The sequence below is a fragment of the Streptomyces sp. NPDC050617 genome, assembly GCF_040654795.1.
In the GTDB taxonomy this organism is placed as follows: Bacteria; Actinomycetota; Actinomycetes; order Streptomycetales; family Streptomycetaceae; genus Streptomyces.
Genome location: NZ_JBFAIS010000009.1, coordinates 137329 through 158352, shown reverse-complemented (window position 1 = coordinate 158352; position 21024 = coordinate 137329). Strand labels below are relative to the sequence as shown.

Sequence of the window (21024 nt, the reverse complement as noted above, 5' to 3'; positions counted from 1 at the left end):
CGGGCTCCGCGGCGGCTGGTGCGTGCTCTCGCAAGGCGGAGGGGCATCCCTGTACTGGGCGTACCGGGATGGGCCCGACAACGCGGCGAGAGTGCGTGCCAGGCGTCGCGGAGCAGGCGGGATTTTGACGACAGGGCCTAGGGCTTGTGTGGGGGTTGTGCGGGACTCCCGTTCGGTGTTTGGAACGCCACGATGTCGGGAAGTCGACAAAACGCTGAAGTGACCTCACTGGCTGCGGTATACCAGGTGTACGCGGGTTGTGGGTGGTGCGACGATGGGGATCATGGGGGATAGGGCGAGGTTGTTGGAGACACGTCGGCTTGTGGAGGCGCCCGGGGGCGGGCGCGAGCGGAAGACGCCGACACCGGACGGATACGCCGGCCCCGATCCGGCCGACGACGAGACGGAGTCCGCCCACCGCCGGGCCGCGGCGGCCGGGGACACCGCCGCCATGAGCGTGCTCGGCGCGATGCTGCTGCGCCGCGGCGATCTCGACGGCGCCGAACGGCAGTTGCGCGCCGCCACCGCCGAGGGCGACCGGGCCGCCGCCAACAACCTCGGCGTCCTGCTGCACCAGCGCGGCTACCCCGACGAGGCGGCCGGCTGGTGGCGGATCGCCGCCGTCGCCGGTTCCGCGCCCGCCGCCCACGCCCTGGGCCGCTACCACCGCGAGCGCGGGGACGAGCCCGCCGCCGAGTACTGGCTCCGTCAGTCCGCGGAGTCCGGGCACGCGCTCGGCGCGTTCGCCCTCGCCGACCTGCTGGAGCACCGCGGCGACGCCGGGGCCGAGCGCTGGTTCCGCTCCGCCGCCGAGCGCGGCCACCGCGAGGCGGCGTACCGCCTCGCGCGCATCCTCGATGTCCGCGACCGCGGCCCCGAGAACCTCGAACCGCTCGGCCCCGCCGCCCGCCGCGTCGCCCTCGCGCGCCCCGGCGGCAGCCTCACGCTGGGCTCCGCGGCCCTTGAGAGCCTCGACGACTTCGGTGATCTGCACGACTTCGGGGACTTCGGCGACCTGCGCGGTACGGGCCGGGGGCGCGGCCGGGCCACCGCCACGGGAACCGGGCTGTGGGACACCGGCCGCTGGGACACGCCGAGCGCGGGGGCGGGCGACGGACAGCGGCGCGGCGACCGGCCGCCGAGCGGCCGTACGGCTGCCCGTACGACCGCGCGCACGGGCCCGTCCGCCGCGGCCGACCGGACCGCCGACGCCGGTGGCGGCGCCGGCGGGCTCGCCGCGGCCGGACGGGGCGCGCGCCGCCCCGCCGACACCGGCACGGGCTTCGCGACCTTCGGGAAGGGGGCCCGCCGTTCGACGACCCGTCAGGGCCCCGACACGGGCACGGGCCTCGCCGCCCCGTCCACCGGCGCCCGCCGCTCCGCCGCCCGGCACGACTGCGACACCGGCGCGGGCCTCCCCGCCAAGGGCGCGCGCCGCGTGGCGGCGCGCCAGAACGACACCGGCACGGGCTTCGCCGCCGCCGCCAAGGGCGCCCGCCGTCCCGCCGATCGGCCGGAGGCCGGCACGGACTCCCGTACAGACCTCCCCGCGGGCCGGCAGGGGCCGACGACGGGGACGCGGCACGCCGTCGGGCAGCCGACCGAGGCCGAGCAGTGGTACCGGCAGGCCGCCGCGCGCGGCCACCGCCGCGCGGCGCTGCACCTGGGGACGCTGCTGGAGGAGCGCGGCGAGAAGAAGGAGGCCGGCCGCTGGTATCTGACCGCCGCCAAGGACGGCGAGTCGCGCGCCGCGTGCGCCCTCGGGTTCCTGCTGCGCGACGTGGGCGACACCGAGAGCGCCGCCGTCTGGTGGCTGCGCGCCGCCCAGGAGGGCGACGGCAACGCCGCCAACGCGCTGGGCGCGCTGCACGCCGACCGGGGCGAGCCGCAGGCCGCCGAGCGCTGGTACCGCGCCGCCCTGGACGCCGGTGACGTCAACGGCGCGTACAACCTCGGCCTGCTGTGCACCGAGCAGAACCGCACCGAGCAGGCCGAGCAGTGGTACCGCCGCGCCGCCTACACCGGGCACCGCGAGGCCGCCAACGCGCTCGCCGTGCTGCTGCTCCAGCGCGGCGACTCCGCCGGGGCCGAGCCGTGGTTCTCCAAGGCGGCCGAGGCGGGCAGCGTGGACGCCGCGTTCAACCTCGGCATCCTGCACGCCGGGCGGGACGAGGACCGCGCGGCCTTCCAGTGGTACGGCCGGGCCGCGGCGGCCGGGCACACCGACGCCGCCCTCCAGGTCGCCATGGCTCTGCTGCGGGACGGCGAGGACGAGAGCGCCGAGCGGTATCTGCGGGTCGCGGTGCGCGGCGGCGGGGCGGAGGCCGCCTTCCGGCTCGGCGCGCTGCTCGACCGCCCCTCGGACGACGGCGGCACGGGCGGCCCGGAGCTCGCCGAGTGCGAGGAGTGGTACGAGCGGGCGGCCCGGCAGGGCCACCGGCGCGCCCAGGTGCGGCTCGGCATGCTCGCCGCCCTGCGCGGCGACGTCGTGCAGGCCGCGCACTGGTACCGGGAGGCCGCCGAGGCCGGCAGCCGCAACGGCGCCTTCAACCTGGGGCTGCTGCTGGCCCGCGAGGGCAGCGAGCCGGAGGCCGCGCTGTGGTGGACGCGGGCCGCCGAGGCCGGGCACGGCCGCGCCGCGCTGCGCCTCGCGCTGCTGATGGCCCGGCGGGGCGAGCTGGCGGAGGGGCAGCGGTGGTGCACGCGGGCGGTCGAGCTGGGCCCCGCGGAGGTCGCGGAGCGGGCGGCGCGGCTGCGCGAGGCGCTCCAGCAGGAGCTGTCGGCCTGACCGTACGGGCGCGTGAGGGGCGCGGGGCCCGGGGCGTACGGGTCCCGCGAAGGGGCTCGTGCGAACTGGTTTGCGCTGGTCGGGCGCGGCGGGTTACAGTTTCTCCAGCGACGCGGGGTGGAGCAGCTCGGTAGCTCGCTGGGCTCATAACCCAGAGGTCGCAGGTTCAAATCCTGTCCCCGCTACTGCGAACGAAGGCCCGGATCCGATCAGGATCCGGGCCTTCGTCATGTCATGGAGAAGCGGCCGGCCATGCCGTAGCGGCCGGGCGGTCCTGCCGCCCGGCCGGTCCGTTCGCCGCCCTCGCCTACGCCGAGGCGCAGTTGGGGCAGACCCCCCGGTAGGTGACCTCGACGGCGGAGACCTCGAAGCCGAAGCGCTGCTCGGCGGGGAGGTCCGCCAGCGGGTCGCCCGAGGGGTGCACGTCCCGGATCGTGCCGCAGCGCGCGCACACCAGGTGCTGGTGGGCGTGGTGGGCGTTCGGGTCGTACCGCTTGGCGCGGCCGTCCGTGCTGACCTCGATGATCTCGCCCAGCGACACGAGCTCGCCGAGCGTGTTGTACACGGTCGCGCGGGAGATCTCGGGCAGCCGGTCGGCCGCCTTCGCATGCACTTCGTCGGCGGTGTAGTGCACGTGGTCCCCGTCGAGGACCTCGGCGACGACGCGTCGCTGCGCGGTCAGCCGCCAGCCGCGTCCCCGGAGTCGTTCCAGCAGGTCACTCATGCCAATCACCTATCAGTCAGATAGGCACCAGGGTAGCAGCGGAACGGTCCACAGCCGGAATCCGTATGACTTTTCAGTTCTTCTTGACTTAGACAATGTCCAATGTAGGATCGGCAACGGCTGAGGCCATGGGACAGGACATGAATCAGGAGGCACACGTGTCGGTTCAGAGCGAGACCACCGGACCGCTGACCACGGAGGCGGGAGCGCCGGTCGCGGACAACCAGAACAGCGAGTCCGCCGGCATCGGCGGGCCGGTCCTGATTCAGGACCAGTCGCTGCTGGAGAAGCTCGCGCACTTCAACCGCGAGCGCATTCCGGAGCGCATCGTGCACGCCCGCGGCGCCGGCGCGTACGGCACCTTCACGCTGACCCGCGACGTGTCGCAGTGGACCCGCGCGAAGTTCCTCTCCGAGGTGGGCAAGCAGACCGAGACCTTCCTGCGGTTCTCCACCGTGGCGGGCAGCCTCGGCTCGGCGGACGCGGTGCGCGACCCGCGCGGCTTCGCGCTGAAGTTCTACACCGAGGACGGCAACTACGACCTCGTCGGCAACAACACCCCGGTGTTCTTCATCAAGGACGCCATCAAGTTCCCCGACTTCATCCACACCCAGAAGCGGGACCCGTACACGGGCTCGCAGGAGGCGGACAACGTCTGGGACTTCTGGGGGCTGAGCCCGGAGTCCACCCACCAGGTGACCTGGCTCTTCGGCGACCGCGGCATCCCGGCCTCGTTCCGCCACATGAACGGCTACGGCTCGCACACCTACCAGTGGAACAACGCGGCCGGCGAGGTCTTCTGGGTCAAGTACCACTTCAAGACCGACCAGGGCATCAAGAACCTGACGGCCGAGGAGGCCGCGAAGCTCGCCGGTGAGGACGCGGACAGCCACCAGCGCGACCTGCGCACGTCCATCGAGAACGGCGACTTCCCGTCCTGGACCGTGCAGGTGCAGATCATGCCGGCGGCCGAGGCGGCGACCTACCGCTTCAACCCGTTCGACCTGACCAAGGTCTGGCCGCACGAGGACTACCCGCCGATCGAGATCGGGAAGCTGGAGCTCAACCGCAACCCCGAGAACATCTTCGCCGAGGTCGAGCAGTCGATCTTCTCGCCGGCGCACTTCGTGCCGGGCATCGGCCCGTCCCCGGACAAGATGCTCCAGGGCCGGCTCTTCGCCTACGGCGACGCCCACCGCTACCGCGTCGGCATCAACGCCGACCACCTGCCGGTGAACCGCCCGCACGCCACGGAGGCCCGTACGTACAGCCGTGACGGCTACGCGTACGACGGCCGGCACGGCGCGTCCAAGAACTACGAGCCCAACAGCTTCGGCGGGCCCAAGGAGACCGGGCAGGCGGTGTGGCAGCCCAGCTCCGTCACCGGCCAGACCGGGCAGACGGAGGCGCCCTCGCACGCCGAGGACAACGACTTCGTGCAGGCGGGCAACCTCTACCGGCTGATGACGGAGGACGAGAAGGGCCGACTGATCGACAACCTGTCGGGCTTCATCTCGCAGGTGTCGCGCGAGGACATCGCCAAGCGCGCCATCGACAACTTCCGCCAGGCGGACCCCGACTTCGGCAAGCGGCTGGAGGCCGCCGTCCAGGCCCTGCGCGGCTGACGGACGCTTGTCGACGGACCGGAGAGGCCGGACGCCATGGGGCTCCGGCCTCTCCGCATGCCGTTACGGGCGTACGGACCCACGGGCGCGACGAGCGCGGTGCCGGGGGTCAGGCCGGGACGGCGTCAGCGTCCGCCGGGGCCGCGGCCGGGGCGACGGCCCAGCAGCGGATGATGTCGCGCACCGACACCAGTCCGACCGGCCCGTCGCCGTCGAGGACGATCAGGTGCCGGAAGCCGCCGTGCGACATCGCGTACGCGGCCTCCTCCAGCGTCCAGCGCGGGCCCGCGAAGACGACGTCGGTGGTGGTGTGGGAGTGAGCGGTCTCGCGGTCCGGGTCCTGGCCGGCGCCGACGGCGTTGAGCACGTCCCGCTCGGTGAGGATGCCGAGCCCGCTGGTGTCGGGATCCATGACCACCGCCGCGCCCACCCGGCGGGCGGCCATCAGATGGGCCGCCTGGCGGAGTGTGTGGGCGGGGCCGATGGTGAGGACCACCGTGCTCATGGCGTCGCGGACGAGCATGGGCGGAGCCACCTCCTTGGTGAACGAACCCGCTCGGTGAAGGGATTCACAAGTTCACAAGCGTGGGGGCTCTCATAGTCACACGCCGACTACGGCCACAACAAGGGGAGCGTCAGGGGCGCAGATAATCCAGCAGCTCGTCATGGAGAAGCCCGTTGGAAGCGGCGGCGTCACCGCTGTGCGGACCCGGCCGCCCGTCGAGCCCCGTGAAGCGTCCGCCCGCCTCCTCGACGATGATCGCGTTCGCGGCCATGTCCCACAGCGACAGCTCCGGCTCCGCGCAGATGTCCACCGCGCCCTCGGCGACCATCATGTACGGCCAGAAGTCGCCGTAGCCGCGGGTGCGCCAGCAGTCGCCCGCCAGCCGGAGGAAGCCCGGCAGCAGCCCGCGCTCCTCCCAGCCCGAGAGCGAGGAGTACGCGAACGACGCGTCGCCGATCCGCTCCACCCGGGAGGCGGTCAGCCGGCTGGCCGACAGCAGGCTGCGGCCGGTGAACGCGCCCGAGTCCTGCGCCGCCCACCACCGGCGGCCCAGCGCGGGCGCCGACACCAGGCCCACGACGGGCCGGTAGCCGCCCTCGCCCTGGACCATCAGCGAGATCAGCGTCGCCCAGACCGGCACGCCGCGCACATAGTTCTTGGTGCCGTCGATGGGGTCGATCACCCAGCGGCGCGGGCCGCTGCCCTCGCTGCCGAACTCCTCGCCGAGGACCGCGTCGCGCGGCCGGGCCCGCTGGAGGTGACCGCGGATCAGCTCCTCGGCCGCCTTGTCGGCCTCGCTCACCGGCGTCATGTCCGGTTTCGTCTCGACCTTCAGGTCGAGCGCCTTGAACCGGTCCATGGTCACCGCGTCGGCGGCGTCCGCGAGGACATGGGCGAGACGCAGATCATCGTGGAAGTCGGGCATAGCCGAACACTACCCGCGTCCCCGCCCGTTGCCCGTCAAGAGCCTTGACACCGTCTGGCGGCGAGTCAATTCTGTGCCCACAGCCGTCGGGCGAGCAGCCCGGCCGGGGAGGCGACGATGCCTACAGCGCGTGAAGCCTTATTGGACGCAGCTTTTTCCGCACTCGTCTCCCGGCCGTGGGCCGGGGTCCGGATGGTCGACGTCGCGGTGGCCTCGGGGGTCTCCCGGCAGACCCTCTACAACGAGTTCGGCAGCAAGGACGGCCTGGCGCGCGCCCTGGTGCGGCGCGAGGCCGACGCCTATCTCGGCGGGGTGACCCGGGCCCTCGCCGACACCGCCGCCCGCGACGGGGCCGACGCCGGGGACTGCTGCGCGGCCGTGACCGCCTGGACCCTCCGCGCGGCCCGCGCGAATCCGCTCGTACGGGCCGCCCTCACCGGCTGCCGCAGCGAGCGGCTGCCCGCCGTCGCGACGCCCGCGGCCCCGGCCCGTACGGTATGGCGCACAACGCCGCGGCCGGAGCTGGAGCGCGGCGCGGTGCCCCCGCCGCGGGTCCTCGCCGAATTGGTCCGGGACCGGGCCGTCGGCGTGCTGGAGGAGAACGCGGTCGACGGCGCGGCGACCCTCGGCGACGCGGTACGGGCCTGCGAGGCGGCTGTCCGGATGACGCTCTCGTACGTGATAGCCCCGGCGGAGCCGGCGGCCTCCGAAGCGCCCGGCGGCGGCGCGGCGGGCGAGACCGCCGCGGACCGGGCCGCCGCCGAACACGTGGCCCGGCTGGTCCGGGCGCTCCTCGGCCGCGACTGGTGAGCCGCGGCGCGCCCGGCGGCGACGCGCCGCATCGATGAGCCGCGGCGCGCCCCGGCGCGTCAGTGCGCCGAGCCGGAGAGCTGGAGGCCGATGACGCCCACGATCACGAAGCCGATCGAGATGAGCTTCAGCGTGGAGACCAGGTCGCCGAGGAAGATCATGCCGTAGATGGCGGTGCCCGCCGCGCCGATGCCCGTCCACACGGCGTACGCCGGGCCCACGTCGAGCTTGCGCAGGGACAGCGTCAGCAGGCCGAAGCTGCCCAGTGCGAAGCAGGCGAACGCGATGGTGGGCCAGAGCCGGGTGAAGCCGTGCGAGAGCTTGAGACAGACGGCGAAGCCGGTTTCCAGCAGACCGGCGACCACCACCAGCAGCCACGCCATCAGTTCTTCCTCCCGGTCGGTTCCTGCGTCCGTTCCCATCCGCGCGACCGCCCGCCGGCGCCGGTGTGTTGATCCGGTCGCCGCGCGCGGTCATTCGCAAACGTAGACGATCAATCGCCTTCCCGCCGCTCCCGCGTCGCGAGCAGCCGGCGCAGCGAGTAGAGCCGGGCCGGATCCGCGTGCCCGTCAGCCACCCACTGGTCGAGCGCGCACTCCGGCTCGTCGTGGCCGCACGCGCGCGGGCAGCCCTCGGTGCCCGGCACCAGGTCCGGGAAGGCCAGGACGACCCGCGCGGGGTCCACGTGGTGCAGCCCGAAGGACCGTACGCCCGGGGTGTCGATCAGCCAGCCGTCGCCGTCCGGGAGCGGCAGGGCGAGCGCGGACGTCGTGGTGTGCCGGCCGCGCCCGGTGACCGCGTTGACATGGCCGGTGGCCCGCTGCCGATCCTTGGCGACCAGGGCGTTGACCAGCGTCGTCTTGCCGACCCCGGAGTGGCCGACGAACGCGGTCGTCCGGCCGGTGAGCCGCTCGCGCACCCGGTCCGCGGCGGCGCCGTCGGCCAGCTCCTCGCGGCTGGTGACGACGTACCGGACGCCGAGCGTCCCGTACGACTCCAGGAGCGTGTCCGCGGGCGCCAGGTCCGACTTGGTGAGCACGAGCAGCGGTTCGAGCCCGGCGTCGTAGGCGGCCACCAGGCAGCGGTCGATGAGCCGGGGGCGCGGCTCGGGGTCGGCCAGCGCGGTGACGATCGCGAGCTGGTCGGCGTTGGCGACGACGACCCGCTCGAAGGGGTCGTCGTCATCGGCCGTACGGCGCAGCACGGAGACGCGCTCCTCGACCCGCACGATCCGGGCGAGGGTGTCCTTGGCCCCGGTGAGGTCGCCCACCACCGCGACCCGGTCGCCGACGACCACGCCCTTGCGGCCCAGCTCGCGGGCCTTCATCGCGTGGATGGTGCGGTCCTCGACAAGGACGGTGAGCCGGCCGCGGTCGACGGTCAGGACGAAGCCCTCGGCGGCGTCCGCGTGCTTGGGGCGGATGTTGGTGCGGGGGCGGTTGCCCTTGCGGTTGGGGCGGACGCGGATGTCGTCCTCGTCGGGGTTCTTGCCGTAGCGGCGCATCGCGGGGGTCTCTCAGGCTCTCGACACCGTCGTCGCCCCGGTCACCGAGCCGAGCATCCCGGTCCACATCTCGGGGAAGTCGGGGAGCGTCTTGGCGGTCGTCGCCACGTTCTCGACCTGGACCCCGTCGACGGCGAGGCCGAGGACGGCGGCGGCGGTGGCCAGCCGGTGGTCGTCGTAGGTGTGGAAGACGCCGCCGTGCAGCGCGCGCGGGCGGATGCGCAGCCCGTCGGCGGTCTCGGTGACGTCGCCGCCGAGCCCGTTGATCTCCTTGACGAGCGCCGCCAGCCGGTCCGTCTCGTGCAGCCGCAGATGGGCGACGCCGCGCAGCACGGACTCGGAGTCGGCGAGCGCCGCGACGGCCGCGATGCCCGGCGTCAGCTCGCCGACCTCGCCGAGGTCGATGTCGATGCCGTGCACGGAGCCGGTGCCGGTGAAGGTCAGCCCCTCCTCGGTCAGCTCGCAGGAGCCGCCCATGGCCGTGAAGATCTCGCGGAGCGCGTCGCCGGGCTGGGTGGTGCGCTCGGGCCAGTCGGGGATGGTGACCCGGCCGCCGGTGACCAGCGCCGCGGCCAGGAACGGCTGGGCGTTGGAGAGGTCGGGCTCGACGGTCAGGTCGCGGCCGAGCAGGGCGCTGGGGGAGACCCGCCACATGTCGCGCTCGCCGCCGGACTCGGGGGTGTCCACCTGCGCGCCCGCCATCCGCAGCATGTCCACGGTCATCCGGATGTGCGGCATCGAGGGCAGCGCGCCGCCCACGTGGCGCACCTCCACGCCCTGGTTGAAGCGCGGCGCGGAGAGCAGCAGGGCGCTGACGAACTGGGAGGACGAGGAGGCGTCGATGCGCACCGCGCCGCCGTCCAGGGCGCCGCCGCCGTGCACGGTCAGCGGCAGCGCGCCGCGGCCGTCGTCGTCGATGCGGGCGCCGAGCGTGCGGAGCGCGTCGATGACGCCGCCCAGCGGACGCTCGTACGACCTGGGGTCGCCGTCGAAGCGGATCGGGCCGTCGGCGAGGGCCGCGACGGGCGGCAGGAAGCGCATCACGGTGCCGGCGTTGCCGACGTCGACGGTGGCCGGGCCGTGCAGCCCGGCGGGGATCACCCGCCACGCCTCGCCGCTGCCGTCCGGGCCGACGCCCTCCTCGATGCCGACGCCCATGGCGCGCAGCGCCTCGGCCATCAGCAGGGTGTCGCGGGAGCGCAGCGGGCGGCGCAGCCAGCCCGGCTCGGCGGCCAGGGCGGCCAGCACGAGCGCGCGGTTGGTGACCGATTTCGAACCGGGCACGGTGACGGTCGCGTCGACGGCCCCGGTGGCGAGCGGGGCGGGCCAGAGGGCGGGGTGCGCGGGGCTCTCGGTCATGTCTTTACCTTAGTGGCTCTCCGGGAGGGAGAAATTTGATCAAATACGTTGAAACTTGGGTGAAACGTACGGCTGGTAGGGGGGCCTACGCTGCGGAAGCAGTCACACCCCGAGCAGCCACCGGCCGCCGCCGATCAGCGAGCACAGCGACACCACGTGGAACAGCGACAGCCACAGCAGCGGCGGTACGTGCGTGAGCCGGGCCAGCTGGTCCGCGTCGGAGTCCGGCGCTCCGCCGTAACGGCGCTTGCGCTGCAGCTCGAAAGGCGGACGCACGCCGCCCAGCAGCAGGAACCACACGACGCCGTACGCGAACGCCGCCTGCACGTCCGGCCCCGTCAGCCACGACACCAGCACGAAGGCCGCCCCCGCGAGCACCACCGTCAGCACCCCGTACGCGTTGCGGATCATCACCAGCATCGCGAGGAGCAGCAGCGTCGCGCCCCACAGCAGGGCGGTGATGTGGTTCGCGGCCAGCAGCCAGGCCCCGGCCAGCCCCAGCAGGGACGGCGCCGTGTACCCCGCGGCGGCGGTGAGGATCATGCCGAGGCCGGTCGGCCTGCCGCGGCTGACCGTCAGCCCGGAGGTGTCCGAGTGCAGCCGGATGCCGTCCAGGCGGCGGCCGCTGAGCAGGGCTATGAGGCCGTGGCCGCCCTCGTGCGCGATGGTGATCGCGTTGCGGGTCAGCAGCCACACCGGGCGCGGGACGACGGCCGCGAGCGCGACGGCCGCGGTGACGATCACCAGCCATGAGGAGGGGTCCGGCTGGGTGCCGAAGACGCGGTCCCACAGATCGGCGGTTTGCGTGCTGTCCATACGGGGGCGGCTCCTTGGTCGGTCGTGGAAGTGTGGCACCCGGCGGCACGGGGCCGGTAAGCGGCCGGTTCCCGCCGCTCGGCGGCGTCTGTCAGGGTTGGACGCGAGTCGTAGGCGAGTCGGTCATGGGCGGGTATACGGGCCGGACGGGCGCGGTGGTCCGGGCGGGGCGCCGGCCGGGGCAGTCAGGGAGTGGGTATGTGCGGGCGGTACGCGGCCAGTCGGCGGCCGGAGGATCTCGTCGAAACCTTCGACGTGGAGAAGTGGGACGCGGCGGAGACGCTGGCTCCCGACTGGAACGTCGCGCCGACGACGAGCGTGTACGCGGTGCTCGAACGCCCTCTTAAAGACGCCGGCGACCCGCGTCCGGTTCGCCAGCTGCGGCCGCTGCGCTGGGGGCTCGTACCGTCGTGGGCCAAGTCGCCCGACGTCGGCGTCAAGATGATCAACGCGCGGGCGGAGACGGTGCACGAGAAGCCGTCCTTCCGGCGGGCCTTCACCGCCCGCCGCTGCCTGATACCGGCCGACGGCTACTACGAGTGGGTCACGGAGGCCGCGGAGCGGCAGTTGGAGGAGCAGGGGCGCAAGAAGCGGCCGCGGAAGCAGCCGTACTTCGTGACCCCCGCCGACGGGTCGGTCATGGCGATGGCCGGGCTGTACGAGTTCTGGCGCGACGCCACGCTGCCGCCGGACCACCCCCAGGCGTGGTGGGCGACATGCACCGTGATCACCACCGAGGCGGAGACGACGCCGCTGGCGGGGGCCCAGGGAGGGGAGGGGCCGCAGTCGCTGGCGGACATCCACCCCCGCATGCCGCTCGCCCTCCCGGCGGACCGGTGGGACGCCTGGCTGGACCCGGCGCGCACGGACGCCGACGAGCTGCGGTCGCTGCTGGCCCCGCCGCCGGCGGGCGGCGTACGGGCGTACCCGGTGGGCACCGCGGTGAGCAACGTCCGCAACAACGGCCCGGAGCTGCTGGCGGAACTGGAGGCTCCGGAGGCGGGCACGCTGTTCTGACGCTCCTATCGGCCGCCGCGCGGGGCGATCGCGTCGCTGTAGAGGCGGAAGAGGCGGGGCGAGGAGGCGTCCCGCGCGTCCGGGAGGGCTTGCAGAGCCGTCCAGCACTCCTGGGCGAGGCGGCGGGCGCTGCTGCCGGGCCAGGGCTGCGGCAGCAGTTCCGGCGGCAGGAGCGGATCGGGGTCCATGGCGCGGGCGAACGCCGCGGCGAGCTCCACGGCCAGGGTCAGCTGCTCCGTCCCGGACAGGGGCTCCGCCCCCGACAGCCGGGCGGCGCAGCTACGGGCGAAGGCGGCGAGGCGCTCGTGCCGGGCGGCGATCTCGTCCAGGGGCCAGATGGCCGCCGCCAGTGCCTGGGGGCCGTCCGTCTCGCCGACGCGGAGGTCGGTGCTGGTGAGGAACGTGACGGTGTCGAGTACGCCGAGGTTCCGGGCGCGGGCCTCCACCAGGTCGGCGATGGGGTTGGCGCACACGTACAGACCGCCCTGCACCGGGGCGGCGCCCAGGTGGAGCAGGGTCTCCCGGAGGGCGTCGCGGGCGGTGCGGCGGGCTTCGGGGATGGCGAAGGCGAACAGGTGCCACGTTCCGTTCCACGGGGCTTCGCCGCGGTCCTGGCAGTAGGCGTAACGGACGTGGTCGGCGTCCGGGGCGATGGCCCCGGTGTCGTCGGCGACGGCGCGCAGGACGGCCTTGCGCCCTCTGCCCTCCTGGGTGAAACCGCCCTCGGTGACGAGGCGTTTGACGCACAGCCGGACTTGCTGGTCGGTCATGCCGAGCTGGGCGGCTACGGCGTACAGCTCGGCGGCGTCGACGACGCCGTCCTCGCGGACGAGGGCGTGCACCAGCAGCCGTGTCGGGATCTCCGGACGCTCCGCTTCCGGCTCCGGGCCGTGGCTGCGCTTCATGGGGGGCTTCCTCCGTTTCGGGGCCGCTGGGCTTGCCGCCCTTGTCTTGCGGGGGTCCATTGTGTGCCGTTGCCATGCCATCTATCGCCGGGCGGGCTCTCTGGGCCGAAGCCCAACGACGGCCTCAAGCGCCGGCCGGGCTGGGTGGCCTCAAGCGCCGGGCGGGCTGGGGGGTGCCCTCAAGCGCCGGGCGGGCTGGAGGGGGTGCCCTCAAGCGCCGGGCGGGCTGGAAGGGATGGCCTCAAGCGCCGGCCGGGCTGGGGGTGCGGCTCAGGGGGCGCTGGGCTTCAGGATGGCCTCAAGCGCTGGCCGGGCTGGATTGGCCGGGCTCGGAGACGGGCCTGAACGTCGGGCGGGTTGGGCATGTCAGCCCGGCCGGCGATTGAGGCCGTCTTTTAGGCGCGTGGGGACGCGCCGAGTCCGGTCAGCCCGCCCGGCGATTGAGGGGCAGGCAGGATGGGCGGGTGACGAAGATCGAGAGCGAGACCGTACCCACCCCCGCCGGCGACGCACGCGTCACCTGGGCCCGGGCCCGTACGCCCGGACTCGTACTGGCCCTCGGGCACGGAGCCGGCGGCGGCATCGAGGCGCGGGACCTTCAGGCGCTCGCGGCGGGCCTGCCCGCCCACGGCGTGACCGTCGCGCTCGTCGAGCAGCCCTGGCGCGTCGCCGGAAAGAAGGTGGCCCCCGCGCCCAAGACGCTCGACGCCGCCTGGACCGCCCTGTGGCCCGTACTCGCCGCGGCCGGGCCGCCCGTCGTCGCCGGCGGCCGGAGCGCCGGAGCGCGCGTGGCCTGCCGGACCGCGCGGGAACTCGGCGCCGCCGCCGTGCTCGCGCTGTCCTTCCCGCTGCACCCGCCCGGCAAGCCGGAGAAGTCCCGGGCCGAGGAGCTGGCCGCGCCCGGGGCACTGCCGACGCTCGTCGTGCAGGGCGGGCGCGACCCGTTCGGGCGCCCGGAGGAGTTCCCGGAGGGCGCGGACGTCGTGACCGTGCCCTACGGGGACCACGGTTTCGCCGTGCCCAAGAAGGCCGGCATCACCCAGGACGAGGCCCTGGCGGGGCTCACGGACGCGGTCGCTTCGTGGTTGGACGGGCCCGTACGTGCATCCGCTCGCCCTGCCGCCCGAAAAGGCTGAGCACCTCCACCGGCGCGTCCCCGGCCGCCCCGAACCAGTGCGGCAGCCGGGTGTCGAACTCGGCGGCCTCCCCGGACCGCAGCTGGAGGTCCTGGTCGGCCAGGAGCAGCCGCAGCCGGCCGGAGAGCACGTACAGCCACTCGTACCCCTCGTGCGTCCGCAGGTCCGGCTCGGCGTCGGACGGGTCGATGACCATCTTGAACGCCTGGAGCCCGCCCGGCTGCCGGGTCAGCGGCACGGCCGTCACGCCCGCCATCCGGCGCGGCGTCGCCCGTACCCGCGGGTCGCCGACCTCCGGCGCGCCCACCAGCTCGTCCAGCGGCACCTGGAAGGCGCGGGAGAGCGGCAGCAGCAGCTCCAGGGAGGCGCGCCGGCCGCCGGACTCCAGCCGGGACAGCGTGGAGACCGAGACCCCGGTCTCCTGCGACAACTCGGACAGCGTGACCCCGCGCTCCTGGCGTACGCGCCGCAGCCGCGGGCCGACGTCCGCCAGTACCTCTTCGTAGCCGCTCATCCCCTCATTGCAGGAACGGCAAGTGAGTTTGTCAATCCGGTCGCCGTTCCGGTTGCGGCGCGGCGCCGGGAATGCAGGGGCGGGGGGTCGCTGTTGTGCCAGGCGTAGGTACGTACAGGCACGCTCAGAGGAATGGGGACTTCCCGCATGGGTTCGATCGCATGCCCGTCACGCCCGCAGGCCGCCGAGGTCCAGTGGTCGACGCTGCGGGTGGACCAGCCCGGCATGGCTGGAGCGGCGGCCGGACCGGATCGTCGTCTATTCTCCGATTCGAGCGGGTCCGCATCCGGTCCCGCCACCGTCTTGGAGGAGGTGGGTCCGGTCACTGGGACCGACGCAGGGACCGATGACGGCCAGGCGCGGGAGCCCGCGACGCCCGCGGAGAGCGCTCTGGAGCGCAACGCGCGCTTCGAGCGGGACGCCCTCACTTTCCTCGACCAGATGTACTCCGCGGCGCTGCGCATGACGCGCAACCCGGCGGACGCCGAGGACCTGGTGCAGGAGACGTATGCCAAGGCGTACGCGTCCTTCCACCAGTTCCGCGACGGCACGAACCTCAAGGCGTGGCTGTACCGCATCCTCACCAACACCTTCATCAACTCCTACCGCAAGAAGCAGCGCGAGCCGCTGCGCAGCGGCTCGGAGGAGATCGAGGACTGGCAGCTGGCGCGCGCCGAGTCGCACATGTCGACGGGGCTGCGCTCCGCCGAGTCGCAGGCGCTCGACCACCTGCCGGACTCCGACGTGAAGGCCGCCCTCCAGGCGATCCCCGAGGAGTTCCGCATAGCGGTGTACCTCGCGGACGTCGAGGGCTTTGCGTACAAGGAGATCGCCGACATCATGGGTACGCCCATCGGCACGGTCATGTCGCGCCTGCACCGTGGGCGCCGCCAACTGCGCGGCATGCTGGAGGACTACGCCCGTGAGCGCGGGCTCGTCCCGGCAGGAGCCGCGACCGCTTCGAACGCGTCGGACGAGTCGCACGACGGGAAAGGCTCGGACTCATGAGCTGCGGAGAGCCGCACGAGACGGATTGCTCGGAGATCCTCAGCCATCTCTACGAGTTCCTCGACCATGAGATGCCGGACGGCGACTGCGCCAAGTTCGAAGTGCACATCGACGAGTGCTCGCCCTGCCTGGAGAAGTACGGCCTGGAGCAGGCGGTGAAGAAGCTCGTCAAGCGGTGCTGCGGGCACGACGACGTACCGGCGGACCTCCGGGCCAAGGTGATGGGGCGGATCGAGCTGATCCGTTCCGGTCAGTCGGTGCCGGACATGGACGTGGTGGCCGAGGCGCGGGCCGCCGAGGCCAAGGCCGCCGCGGAGCGGGCGGCCGGGGCCGAGGAGAGCCAGGAGGCCAAGGGCGGCGCCGAATCGCGGCTGGGCGTCCAGCCGCCGGGGCTGTCCGCCACCTAACCGCCGGCCCTATTCGAATCGGACCTGGCCGTCGGTCGGCGCTGCCTCCGCTCGCGTCCGGCCTCGCCGCCGGACGGCGCTGCCCCGGTCCCTACCCGAAGCCGCCCTCGGCTGTCATCGCATAGCCGCACTTTTCACCTGAAGGTGTGCTTCCGGCCGGTCCGCTCGGGCCAATTCGCGGATGCGGCCCATCGCCCCGGCGCACCGGCCTATTCTCCCCATCTCGACGCGCAAGCCGACGGGACGGGGAGAGCTCCATGCGCACACTTCCGGCCACGGCCCGCGCGTACATCCTGTGCGTCGTGGCCGCCGCCGCCCTCTGCGCGGCCCCGGCGCTGCGCTACGGCCACGCCGCGCCCTGGCGCACGGCCCTCGCGCTCGCCGCGCTCTACGCCCTCTGCGAGCGGCTCACCCGCCGCCCCCCGATGGGCAGAGGGGCTCCTGCCGCCGCGGGCGCGTTCTTCCCCGTCCTGCTGGCGGCGGCCTTCCTGCTGCCGCCGCCGCTCGCCGTGCCCGGCGCCCTCGCCGCACCCGTCGAGCGCGAGCCGGCCCGCGTGCGGCGGCTCTGGCACGCCGCCCGGCTCTCGCTCGCCGCCCACGCCGCCTCCCACGTCTTCGCGCTCGGCGCGCACCGCACGGTCACCGCGCCCGACTTCCCGTACGTCCTGCTGCCCGCCGCGGCCGCCGCGCTGGCGTTCGCCGTCGTCTCCGCCGCCCTCGACGGCGGCATCCTCGTCACCGCCGAGCGCAGCTCGCCGCGCACCGCCTGGCGCGCCCCGCTGCTCGGCTCGCTCGCGCCGCACCTGGTGCACGGGCTGGCCGGGCTGATGATGGCGGTCCTGTGGCACTCCACGTACGGGCCGGCGGCGGCCCTGCTCGTGCTGCTGCCGATGTACATCTCCTGCTGGGTCTTCGCCCAGTACCACCGCGAGCGCGCCGCCCACCAGGCCACGATCCGGGCCCTGGTGCAGGCCGTCGACATCAAGGACCGGTACACGCGCGGCCACAGCGAGCGCGTCGGCCGCGCGTCCGTGCTGATCGCCCGCGAACTGGGCATGGACGGCGACCGCCTCGAAGCGCTGCGCTTCGCGGGCATCCTGCACGACGTCGGCAAACTCGGCGTCCCCACCCGGCTGTTGCGCAAGAACGGTCCGCTCACCCCGCAGGAGCGGCGCGTCATCGAGCTGCACCCCGAGTACGGGCACGAGATGGTGCGCGGCATCGGCTTCCTCGACGAGGCCCGCGCGGCGATCCTCCACCACCACGAGCGGCTCGACGGCAGCGGCTACCCCTACGGGCTGAGCGGCCGTCACATTCCGTTGTTCGCACGGGTGGTGGCCGTGGCCGACGCCTTCGACGCGATGACCTCCACCCGTACGTACCGGCGCGGCCGGCCCGTCGCGGCGGCCGTCGAGGAGCTGCGGCGCTGCGCCGGAACGCAGTTCGACCCCCTCATGGTCGGCGCCCTCGCGCGCGCCCTCGACCGCCACGGCTGGCATCCGGCGGTCACCGCGGATGCGGTCGGGGAAACCGCCGACGACCTCAGCGGAAACGTCCCTTCAGAGGACGCGTCGGCCCTTGCGCCTGCCGTGCACCGCGTCGGGCCGCACGGTGACGGAGCCCACCGCGGCGGCGGCCCGCCCGGACGGGCGTTCCCCGGTCCCAGGGGAGGCGGCCCCAGGGACGGCGCCCCCAGGGACGGCGCCCGGTGAGCCGGGAGAGCGCGTCGCGCCCGTACGCCGCTCCGTACGCCCCGCACGCCCCCCGCGTCGTCGCCGTCCTGTACTGCGTCGCGGGCGCGCTCGCCGCCGTCTCCCTCGCCGGGACGTTCTGGAACGGCGTCACCGACCCGCAGGTGGCGCTCGCCTTCGGCGCGTTGATCGCCGTCGGCGAAGTGGCCCGGCAGCGCGTGGGCGACCGGCCCGGCGACCGCGAGCCCGCGCCGCTCGCCGCCGCCGGGTCGCTCGCCTACGCCTTACTCGGCGAGACCGACCGCCACCCCACCTCGCACGGCGCCTTCCAGGTCCTCGCCGTCGTCCTCGCCGCCACCCTCGCCGGGCTCGCGCCCCGCCTGGCCGCCGGCCGCGGCCCGGCCCTGGACCACCTCGTACGCCGCCTGCTCACCGTCGGGTTCGCCGCCACCTGCTTCCAACCGCTCTACAACAACGGCGCCTTGACCCGGTGGCCCGGCCACGGCCCGTACTACGCCCCCTTCCTGCTGCTCCTGCTCGCCCTCACGGCCCTGTGCGACGCGGTGCTCTCCGCCGCCCTCGCCCGCGCCCGCACCGGCTGGCCGTACGGGCCGCTGCTCCGCGACGAACTGCGCGGGCTGCTCGGCGTCGGCTCCGCGATCTGCGCGACCGGCGTGGTCATCGCGCTGGCCGTCGCCGTCGCCGGGCTGTGGGCGCTGCCCGTCTTCTGCCTGCCGCTGCTGCTGACGCAGTTCTCGCTGCGCCGCCACGGCGCCGTACGGGCCACATACGCGCAGACCATCGCCTCCCTCGCCCGCTGCACCGAGATCGCCGGCTACACGCCCGCGGGCCACGCCCGCCGCGTCGCGACGCTCTGCCGGGCCGTCGGCCGCGAGCTGGGGCTGTCCGAGCCGGAGCTGACCGTGCTGGAGTACGCGGCCCTGATGCACGACATCGGCCAGCTGTCCCTGGTCGACCCCGTGCCCGCCGGGGCCACCGAGCCGCTGCCGCCCGCCGAACAGCGCCGGATCGCGCTGCTGGGCGGTGCGGTGGTGCGGCAGACCGGGGTGCCCGAAGAGGTCGCCTCAGTGGTGGAACGGCAGGCCGATCCGTACCGCGAGCAGCCGGTCACCGCCCGTATCGTCCGCACGGCCAACGCCTACGACGACCTCGTCGGCCGCTTCGCGGGAGACGGTCCGCACGGCCCGCTGCGCGCCCTGGAGCGGCTGCGCCTGGCCACCGCGCAGGATTACGCGCCGGCGGTCGTGGAGGCCCTGGCACGCGTACTGGCGCGGGGCGGCGGTATCAGGTAGGGAGCGGCGGTTTCCGGGAGGCGCTGCGGAAGATCAACGGAACCCACGGGTAATGAGCGCCCGCCCGGAGGGGCATGGTTGGATGCGAAGACAGGGGTGTCGGACGCATCGCAGATGGCAAGAAGGTGTGATGAGTCCCCTCCTCGAACGGGAACAGAGGGGCCGGGCTGAGATGTCCGTCAATGTGTGGCAGGTTGGCGTCAGGGAGGACGCCGCCGCCCGACGTGACGGCTGGGCGCGGGACCATGGAGAAACCGGCAGGCGGGAATCGTGAGGATCTTCGGCAAGGTACGGCATCGGCCTTCCGCCTTGTGGCGGCAGGCGACCGACCGCGCGTTCACGCTCATCGGCGACGGCCGGTACGAGGACGCGGGCGCGCTGCTGACGCGCGCCGCCGACATGGAGCCGTGGCTCTCGGAGTCCTGGTTCAACCTGGCGCTGCTGCACAAGTTCCGGCACGACTGGGACCAGGCGCGCGCCGCCGGGCTGCGGGCCGTGGCCCTCCTGGACCGCGAGGCCGGGGCCCCCGACTGGTGGAACGTCGGCATCGCCGCCACCGCCCTCCAGGACTGGCCGCTGGCCCGCCGGGCCTGGCAGGCGTACGGGCTTCGGGTGCCCAGCGTGGGCGCCCCCTCGGGCGAACCGCTCGGCATGGAGCTGGGCAGCGCCGCCGTGCGGCTCTCCCCGGAGGGCGAGGCCGAGGTCGTCTGGGGCCGCCGCCTGGACCCCGCCCGTATCGAGGTGCTGTCCATCCCGCTGCCGTCCTCCGGGCGGCGCTGGGGCGAGGTCGTGCTGCACGACGGGGTCCCGCACGGCGAGCGCACCACCGCCGCGGGCCCCTCCTACCCCGTGTTCGACGAGATCGAGCTGTGGGCCCCCTCGCCCGTGCCCACCTGGGTGGTTCTCCTGGAGGCCGCCACGGAGGCCGACCGGGACGCCCTGGAGCGGCTCGCGGCCGACGCCGGGTTCGCGGCCGAGGACTGGTCCTCCTCCGTGCGCCTGCTGTGCCGTACGTGCTCGGAGAGCCGGATGCCCAGCGACGAGGGCGAGGGCGAGCACCTCGACCCGCACGACCACAGCGAACCCGGCCACCCCGGCCCGCTCGGCCACCGCACGGCCGGCTCCGGCTCGCTGTGGGTGCCCGAGCGCGAATGCGGCATCGCGGCGCCCTCCGGGCTCGTACGGGGCCTGCTCGACGGCTGGGTCGCCGACAGCCCGGACTCGCGCGAGTGGCGGGATCTGGAAGAGGTCTGCTGACCCCTGCCACGGCCCCGTACCCTGTATCAGCAGCGCTTTCGGCTGCCCTGATTTTGTAGCGTGGGTTTTTAGAGAGGCGTGCGGCGAACATGGCGCAGCAAGACACTGAGCGGCAGTCGGTCGACGAGTTCTTCGACGACACGGTGGACGCCGAGGCGCGCGAGGCGGCGCACCGCGAGCGCGGCACGTCCCGGCCGATCACCGTCGTCGGCAATCCGGTGCTGCACAAGGAGTGCAAGGACGTCACCGAGTTCGGCGACGACCTCGCGCGGCTCATCGACGACATGTTCGCGAGCCAGCGCACCGCCGAGGGCGTCGGCCTCGCCGCCAACCAGATCGGCGTCGACCTGAAGGTCTTCGTCTACGACTGCCCCGACGACGAGGGCGTCCGGCACGTGGGCGCCGTCTGCAACCCGGTCCTCGACGAGCTGCCCGCCGCCGAGCGCGTCCTCGACGACTCCAACGAGGGCTGCCTGTCGGTCCCCACGGCGTACGCGCCGCTGGCCCGCCCCGACTACGCGGTCGTCCGCGGCCAGGACGCCCAGGGCAACCCCATCGCCGTCCAGGGCACCGGCTACTTCGCCCGCTGCCTCCAGCACGAGACCGACCACCTCTACGGCTACCTCTACATCGACCGGCTCTCCAAGCGGGACCGCAAGGACGCGCTGCGGCAGATGGAAGAGGGCACGCCGCGGTACCCGGTGGTCGAGAACGGCTGAC

At 73.9% G+C, this 21024-nt stretch carries 20 protein-coding genes and 1 tRNA gene; 12 read left to right on the top strand and 9 right to left on the bottom strand.

Translation table 11 applies throughout. The features are described from left to right. Positions 1-274 precede the first annotated feature (274 nt). Together AB0I49_RS14965 and AB0I49_RS14960 are read left to right on the top strand one after the other, a co-directional pair. Positions 275-2788, top strand: coding sequence for a tetratricopeptide repeat protein (locus AB0I49_RS14965; RefSeq protein WP_363227355.1), 2514 nt, complete (start codon positions 275-277; stop codon positions 2786-2788). A gap of 111 nt (positions 2789-2899) precedes the next feature. Then, positions 2900-2973 (top strand) — tRNA-Met (locus AB0I49_RS14960). Positions 2974-3095: 122 nt separating this feature from the next. Here the strand turns inward: AB0I49_RS14960 and AB0I49_RS14955 are convergent. Continuing rightward, positions 3096-3512 carry a Fur family transcriptional regulator gene (locus AB0I49_RS14955; protein ID WP_363227354.1) on the bottom strand — a complete coding sequence of 139 codons (417 nt, stop codon included), beginning with the start codon at positions 3510-3512 and terminating at the stop codon, positions 3096-3098. Positions 3513-3652: 140 nt separating this feature from the next. On the opposite strand from AB0I49_RS14955, the gene AB0I49_RS14950 reads away from it, so the two are divergent. Beyond that, complete coding sequence (locus AB0I49_RS14950; protein WP_363227353.1) at positions 3653-5137, top strand: catalase; 1485 nt, start codon at positions 3653-3655, stop codon at positions 5135-5137. 109 nt (positions 5138-5246) lie between these two features. Here AB0I49_RS14950 and AB0I49_RS14945 read toward each other — a convergent pair whose 3' ends face one another. After that, complete coding sequence (locus AB0I49_RS14945) at positions 5247-5660, bottom strand: CBS domain-containing protein (RefSeq protein WP_363227352.1); 414 nt, start codon at positions 5658-5660, stop codon at positions 5247-5249. 112 nt (positions 5661-5772) lie between these two features. Further along, positions 5773-6567, bottom strand: coding sequence for a histidinol-phosphatase (gene hisN / locus AB0I49_RS14940; protein ID WP_363227351.1), 795 nt, complete (start codon positions 6565-6567; stop codon positions 5773-5775). Between the two features lie 117 nt (positions 6568-6684). Between hisN and AB0I49_RS14935 the strand changes: the two genes are divergently transcribed. Then, positions 6685-7377, top strand: coding sequence for a helix-turn-helix domain-containing protein (locus AB0I49_RS14935; RefSeq protein WP_363227350.1), 693 nt, complete (start codon positions 6685-6687; stop codon positions 7375-7377). A gap of 59 nt (positions 7378-7436) precedes the next feature. Here AB0I49_RS14935 and AB0I49_RS14930 read toward each other — a convergent pair whose 3' ends face one another. The 4 genes from AB0I49_RS14930 to AB0I49_RS14915 all read right to left on the bottom strand — a co-directional run bounded on the left by AB0I49_RS14930 (position 7437) and on the right by AB0I49_RS14915 (position 11056). After that, positions 7437-7760 carry a multidrug efflux SMR transporter gene (locus AB0I49_RS14930; RefSeq protein ID WP_363227471.1) on the bottom strand — a complete coding sequence of 108 codons (324 nt, stop codon included), beginning with the start codon at positions 7758-7760 and terminating at the stop codon, positions 7437-7439. Positions 7761-7870: 110 nt separating this feature from the next. Then, complete coding sequence (gene rsgA / locus AB0I49_RS14925) at positions 7871-8881, bottom strand: ribosome small subunit-dependent GTPase A (RefSeq protein WP_363227349.1); 1011 nt, start codon at positions 8879-8881, stop codon at positions 7871-7873. A gap of 12 nt (positions 8882-8893) precedes the next feature. After that, positions 8894-10240, bottom strand: coding sequence for a 3-phosphoshikimate 1-carboxyvinyltransferase (aroA, locus tag AB0I49_RS14920; protein ID WP_363227348.1), 1347 nt, complete (start codon positions 10238-10240; stop codon positions 8894-8896). 102 nt (positions 10241-10342) lie between these two features. Beyond that, positions 10343-11056 carry a M50 family metallopeptidase gene (locus AB0I49_RS14915; protein ID WP_363227347.1) on the bottom strand — a complete coding sequence of 238 codons (714 nt, stop codon included), beginning with the start codon at positions 11054-11056 and terminating at the stop codon, positions 10343-10345. A gap of 198 nt (positions 11057-11254) precedes the next feature. Between AB0I49_RS14915 and AB0I49_RS14910 the strand changes: the two genes are divergently transcribed. Further along, the gene (locus AB0I49_RS14910; protein WP_363227346.1) at positions 11255-12073 is read left to right on the top strand and encodes an SOS response-associated peptidase; all 819 of its coding nucleotides are present in this window, start codon (positions 11255-11257) and stop codon (positions 12071-12073) included. 5 nt (positions 12074-12078) lie between these two features. On the opposite strand, the gene AB0I49_RS14905 is transcribed toward AB0I49_RS14910, so the two are convergent. Next, the gene (locus AB0I49_RS14905) at positions 12079-12978 is read right to left on the bottom strand and encodes a PaaX family transcriptional regulator C-terminal domain-containing protein (RefSeq protein ID WP_363227345.1); all 900 of its coding nucleotides are present in this window, start codon (positions 12976-12978) and stop codon (positions 12079-12081) included. Between the two features lie 473 nt (positions 12979-13451). Here AB0I49_RS14905 and AB0I49_RS14900 point away from each other — a divergent pair, with 473 nt between their 5' ends. Continuing rightward, positions 13452-14114: an alpha/beta family hydrolase gene (locus AB0I49_RS14900; protein WP_363227470.1), complete on the top strand. Its 663-nt coding sequence runs from the start codon at positions 13452-13454 to the stop codon at positions 14112-14114. On the opposite strand, the gene AB0I49_RS14895 is transcribed toward AB0I49_RS14900, so the two are convergent. Further along, the gene (locus AB0I49_RS14895) at positions 14041-14628 is read right to left on the bottom strand and encodes an XRE family transcriptional regulator (protein ID WP_363227344.1); all 588 of its coding nucleotides are present in this window, start codon (positions 14626-14628) and stop codon (positions 14041-14043) included. The two genes, AB0I49_RS14900 and AB0I49_RS14895, sit on opposite strands and share 74 nt — an antisense overlap. A 312-nt stretch (positions 14629-14940) precedes the next feature. On the opposite strand from AB0I49_RS14895, the gene AB0I49_RS14890 reads away from it, so the two are divergent. The 6 genes from AB0I49_RS14890 to def all read left to right on the top strand — a co-directional run bounded on the left by AB0I49_RS14890 (position 14941) and on the right by def (position 21023). Continuing rightward, positions 14941-15636, top strand: coding sequence for a sigma-70 family RNA polymerase sigma factor (locus tag AB0I49_RS14890; protein ID WP_030878583.1), 696 nt, complete (start codon positions 14941-14943; stop codon positions 15634-15636). Next, positions 15633-16043: a mycothiol system anti-sigma-R factor gene (gene rsrA, locus AB0I49_RS14885; RefSeq protein WP_363227343.1), complete on the top strand. Its 411-nt coding sequence runs from the start codon at positions 15633-15635 to the stop codon at positions 16041-16043. The genes AB0I49_RS14890 and rsrA overlap by 4 nt, the downstream gene beginning before the upstream one ends. Positions 16044-16300: 257 nt before the next feature. After that, a complete protein-coding gene (locus AB0I49_RS14880) occupies positions 16301-17755 on the top strand; it encodes an HD-GYP domain-containing protein (protein WP_363227342.1) in 1455 nt (484 codons plus the stop codon). A 68-nt stretch (positions 17756-17823) separates the two neighbouring features. Further along, a complete protein-coding gene (locus tag AB0I49_RS14875; RefSeq protein WP_363227468.1) occupies positions 17824-19047 on the top strand; it encodes an HD domain-containing protein in 1224 nt (407 codons plus the stop codon). Positions 19048-19317: 270 nt separating this feature from the next. Further along, complete coding sequence (locus AB0I49_RS14870; RefSeq protein WP_363227341.1) at positions 19318-20304, top strand: hypothetical protein; 987 nt, start codon at positions 19318-19320, stop codon at positions 20302-20304. A gap of 89 nt (positions 20305-20393) precedes the next feature. After that, positions 20394-21023 (top strand): peptide deformylase, encoded by a 630-nt coding sequence (def, locus tag AB0I49_RS14865; protein ID WP_363227340.1) that lies wholly within the window; start codon positions 20394-20396, stop codon positions 21021-21023. The last annotated feature ends 1 nt before the right edge of the window (position 21024 follow it).

Coding starts and splice junctions, on each gene's coding strand:
- hisN (WP_363227351.1), bottom strand. CDS start 6,567: ATGCCCGACTTCCACGATGATCTGCGTCTCGCCCATGTCCTCGCGGAC.
- AB0I49_RS14880 (WP_363227342.1), top strand. CDS start 16,301: ATGCGCACACTTCCGGCCACGGCCCGCGCGTACATCCTGTGCGTCGTG.
- AB0I49_RS14945 (WP_363227352.1), bottom strand. CDS start 5,660: ATGCTCGTCCGCGACGCCATGAGCACGGTGGTCCTCACCATCGGCCCC.
- AB0I49_RS14905 (WP_363227345.1), bottom strand. CDS start 12,978: ATGAAGCGCAGCCACGGCCCGGAGCCGGAAGCGGAGCGTCCGGAGATC.
- AB0I49_RS14935 (WP_363227350.1), top strand. CDS start 6,685: ATGCCTACAGCGCGTGAAGCCTTATTGGACGCAGCTTTTTCCGCACTC.
- AB0I49_RS14910 (WP_363227346.1), top strand. CDS start 11,255: ATGTGCGGGCGGTACGCGGCCAGTCGGCGGCCGGAGGATCTCGTCGAA.
- AB0I49_RS14915 (WP_363227347.1), bottom strand. CDS start 11,056: ATGGACAGCACGCAAACCGCCGATCTGTGGGACCGCGTCTTCGGCACC.
- AB0I49_RS14950 (WP_363227353.1), top strand. CDS start 3,653: ATGAATCAGGAGGCACACGTGTCGGTTCAGAGCGAGACCACCGGACCG.
- AB0I49_RS14965 (WP_363227355.1), top strand. CDS start 275: ATGGGGATCATGGGGGATAGGGCGAGGTTGTTGGAGACACGTCGGCTT.
- aroA (WP_363227348.1), bottom strand. CDS start 10,240: ATGACCGAGAGCCCCGCGCACCCCGCCCTCTGGCCCGCCCCGCTCGCC.
- AB0I49_RS14895 (WP_363227344.1), bottom strand. CDS start 14,628: ATGAGCGGCTACGAAGAGGTACTGGCGGACGTCGGCCCGCGGCTGCGG.
- AB0I49_RS14930 (WP_363227471.1), bottom strand. CDS start 7,760: ATGGCGTGGCTGCTGGTGGTGGTCGCCGGTCTGCTGGAAACCGGCTTC.
- AB0I49_RS14955 (WP_363227354.1), bottom strand. CDS start 3,512: ATGAGTGACCTGCTGGAACGACTCCGGGGACGCGGCTGGCGGCTGACC.
- rsrA (WP_363227343.1), top strand. CDS start 15,633: ATGAGCTGCGGAGAGCCGCACGAGACGGATTGCTCGGAGATCCTCAGC.
- rsgA (WP_363227349.1), bottom strand. CDS start 8,881: ATGCGCCGCTACGGCAAGAACCCCGACGAGGACGACATCCGCGTCCGC.
- def (WP_363227340.1), top strand. CDS start 20,394: ATGGCGCAGCAAGACACTGAGCGGCAGTCGGTCGACGAGTTCTTCGAC.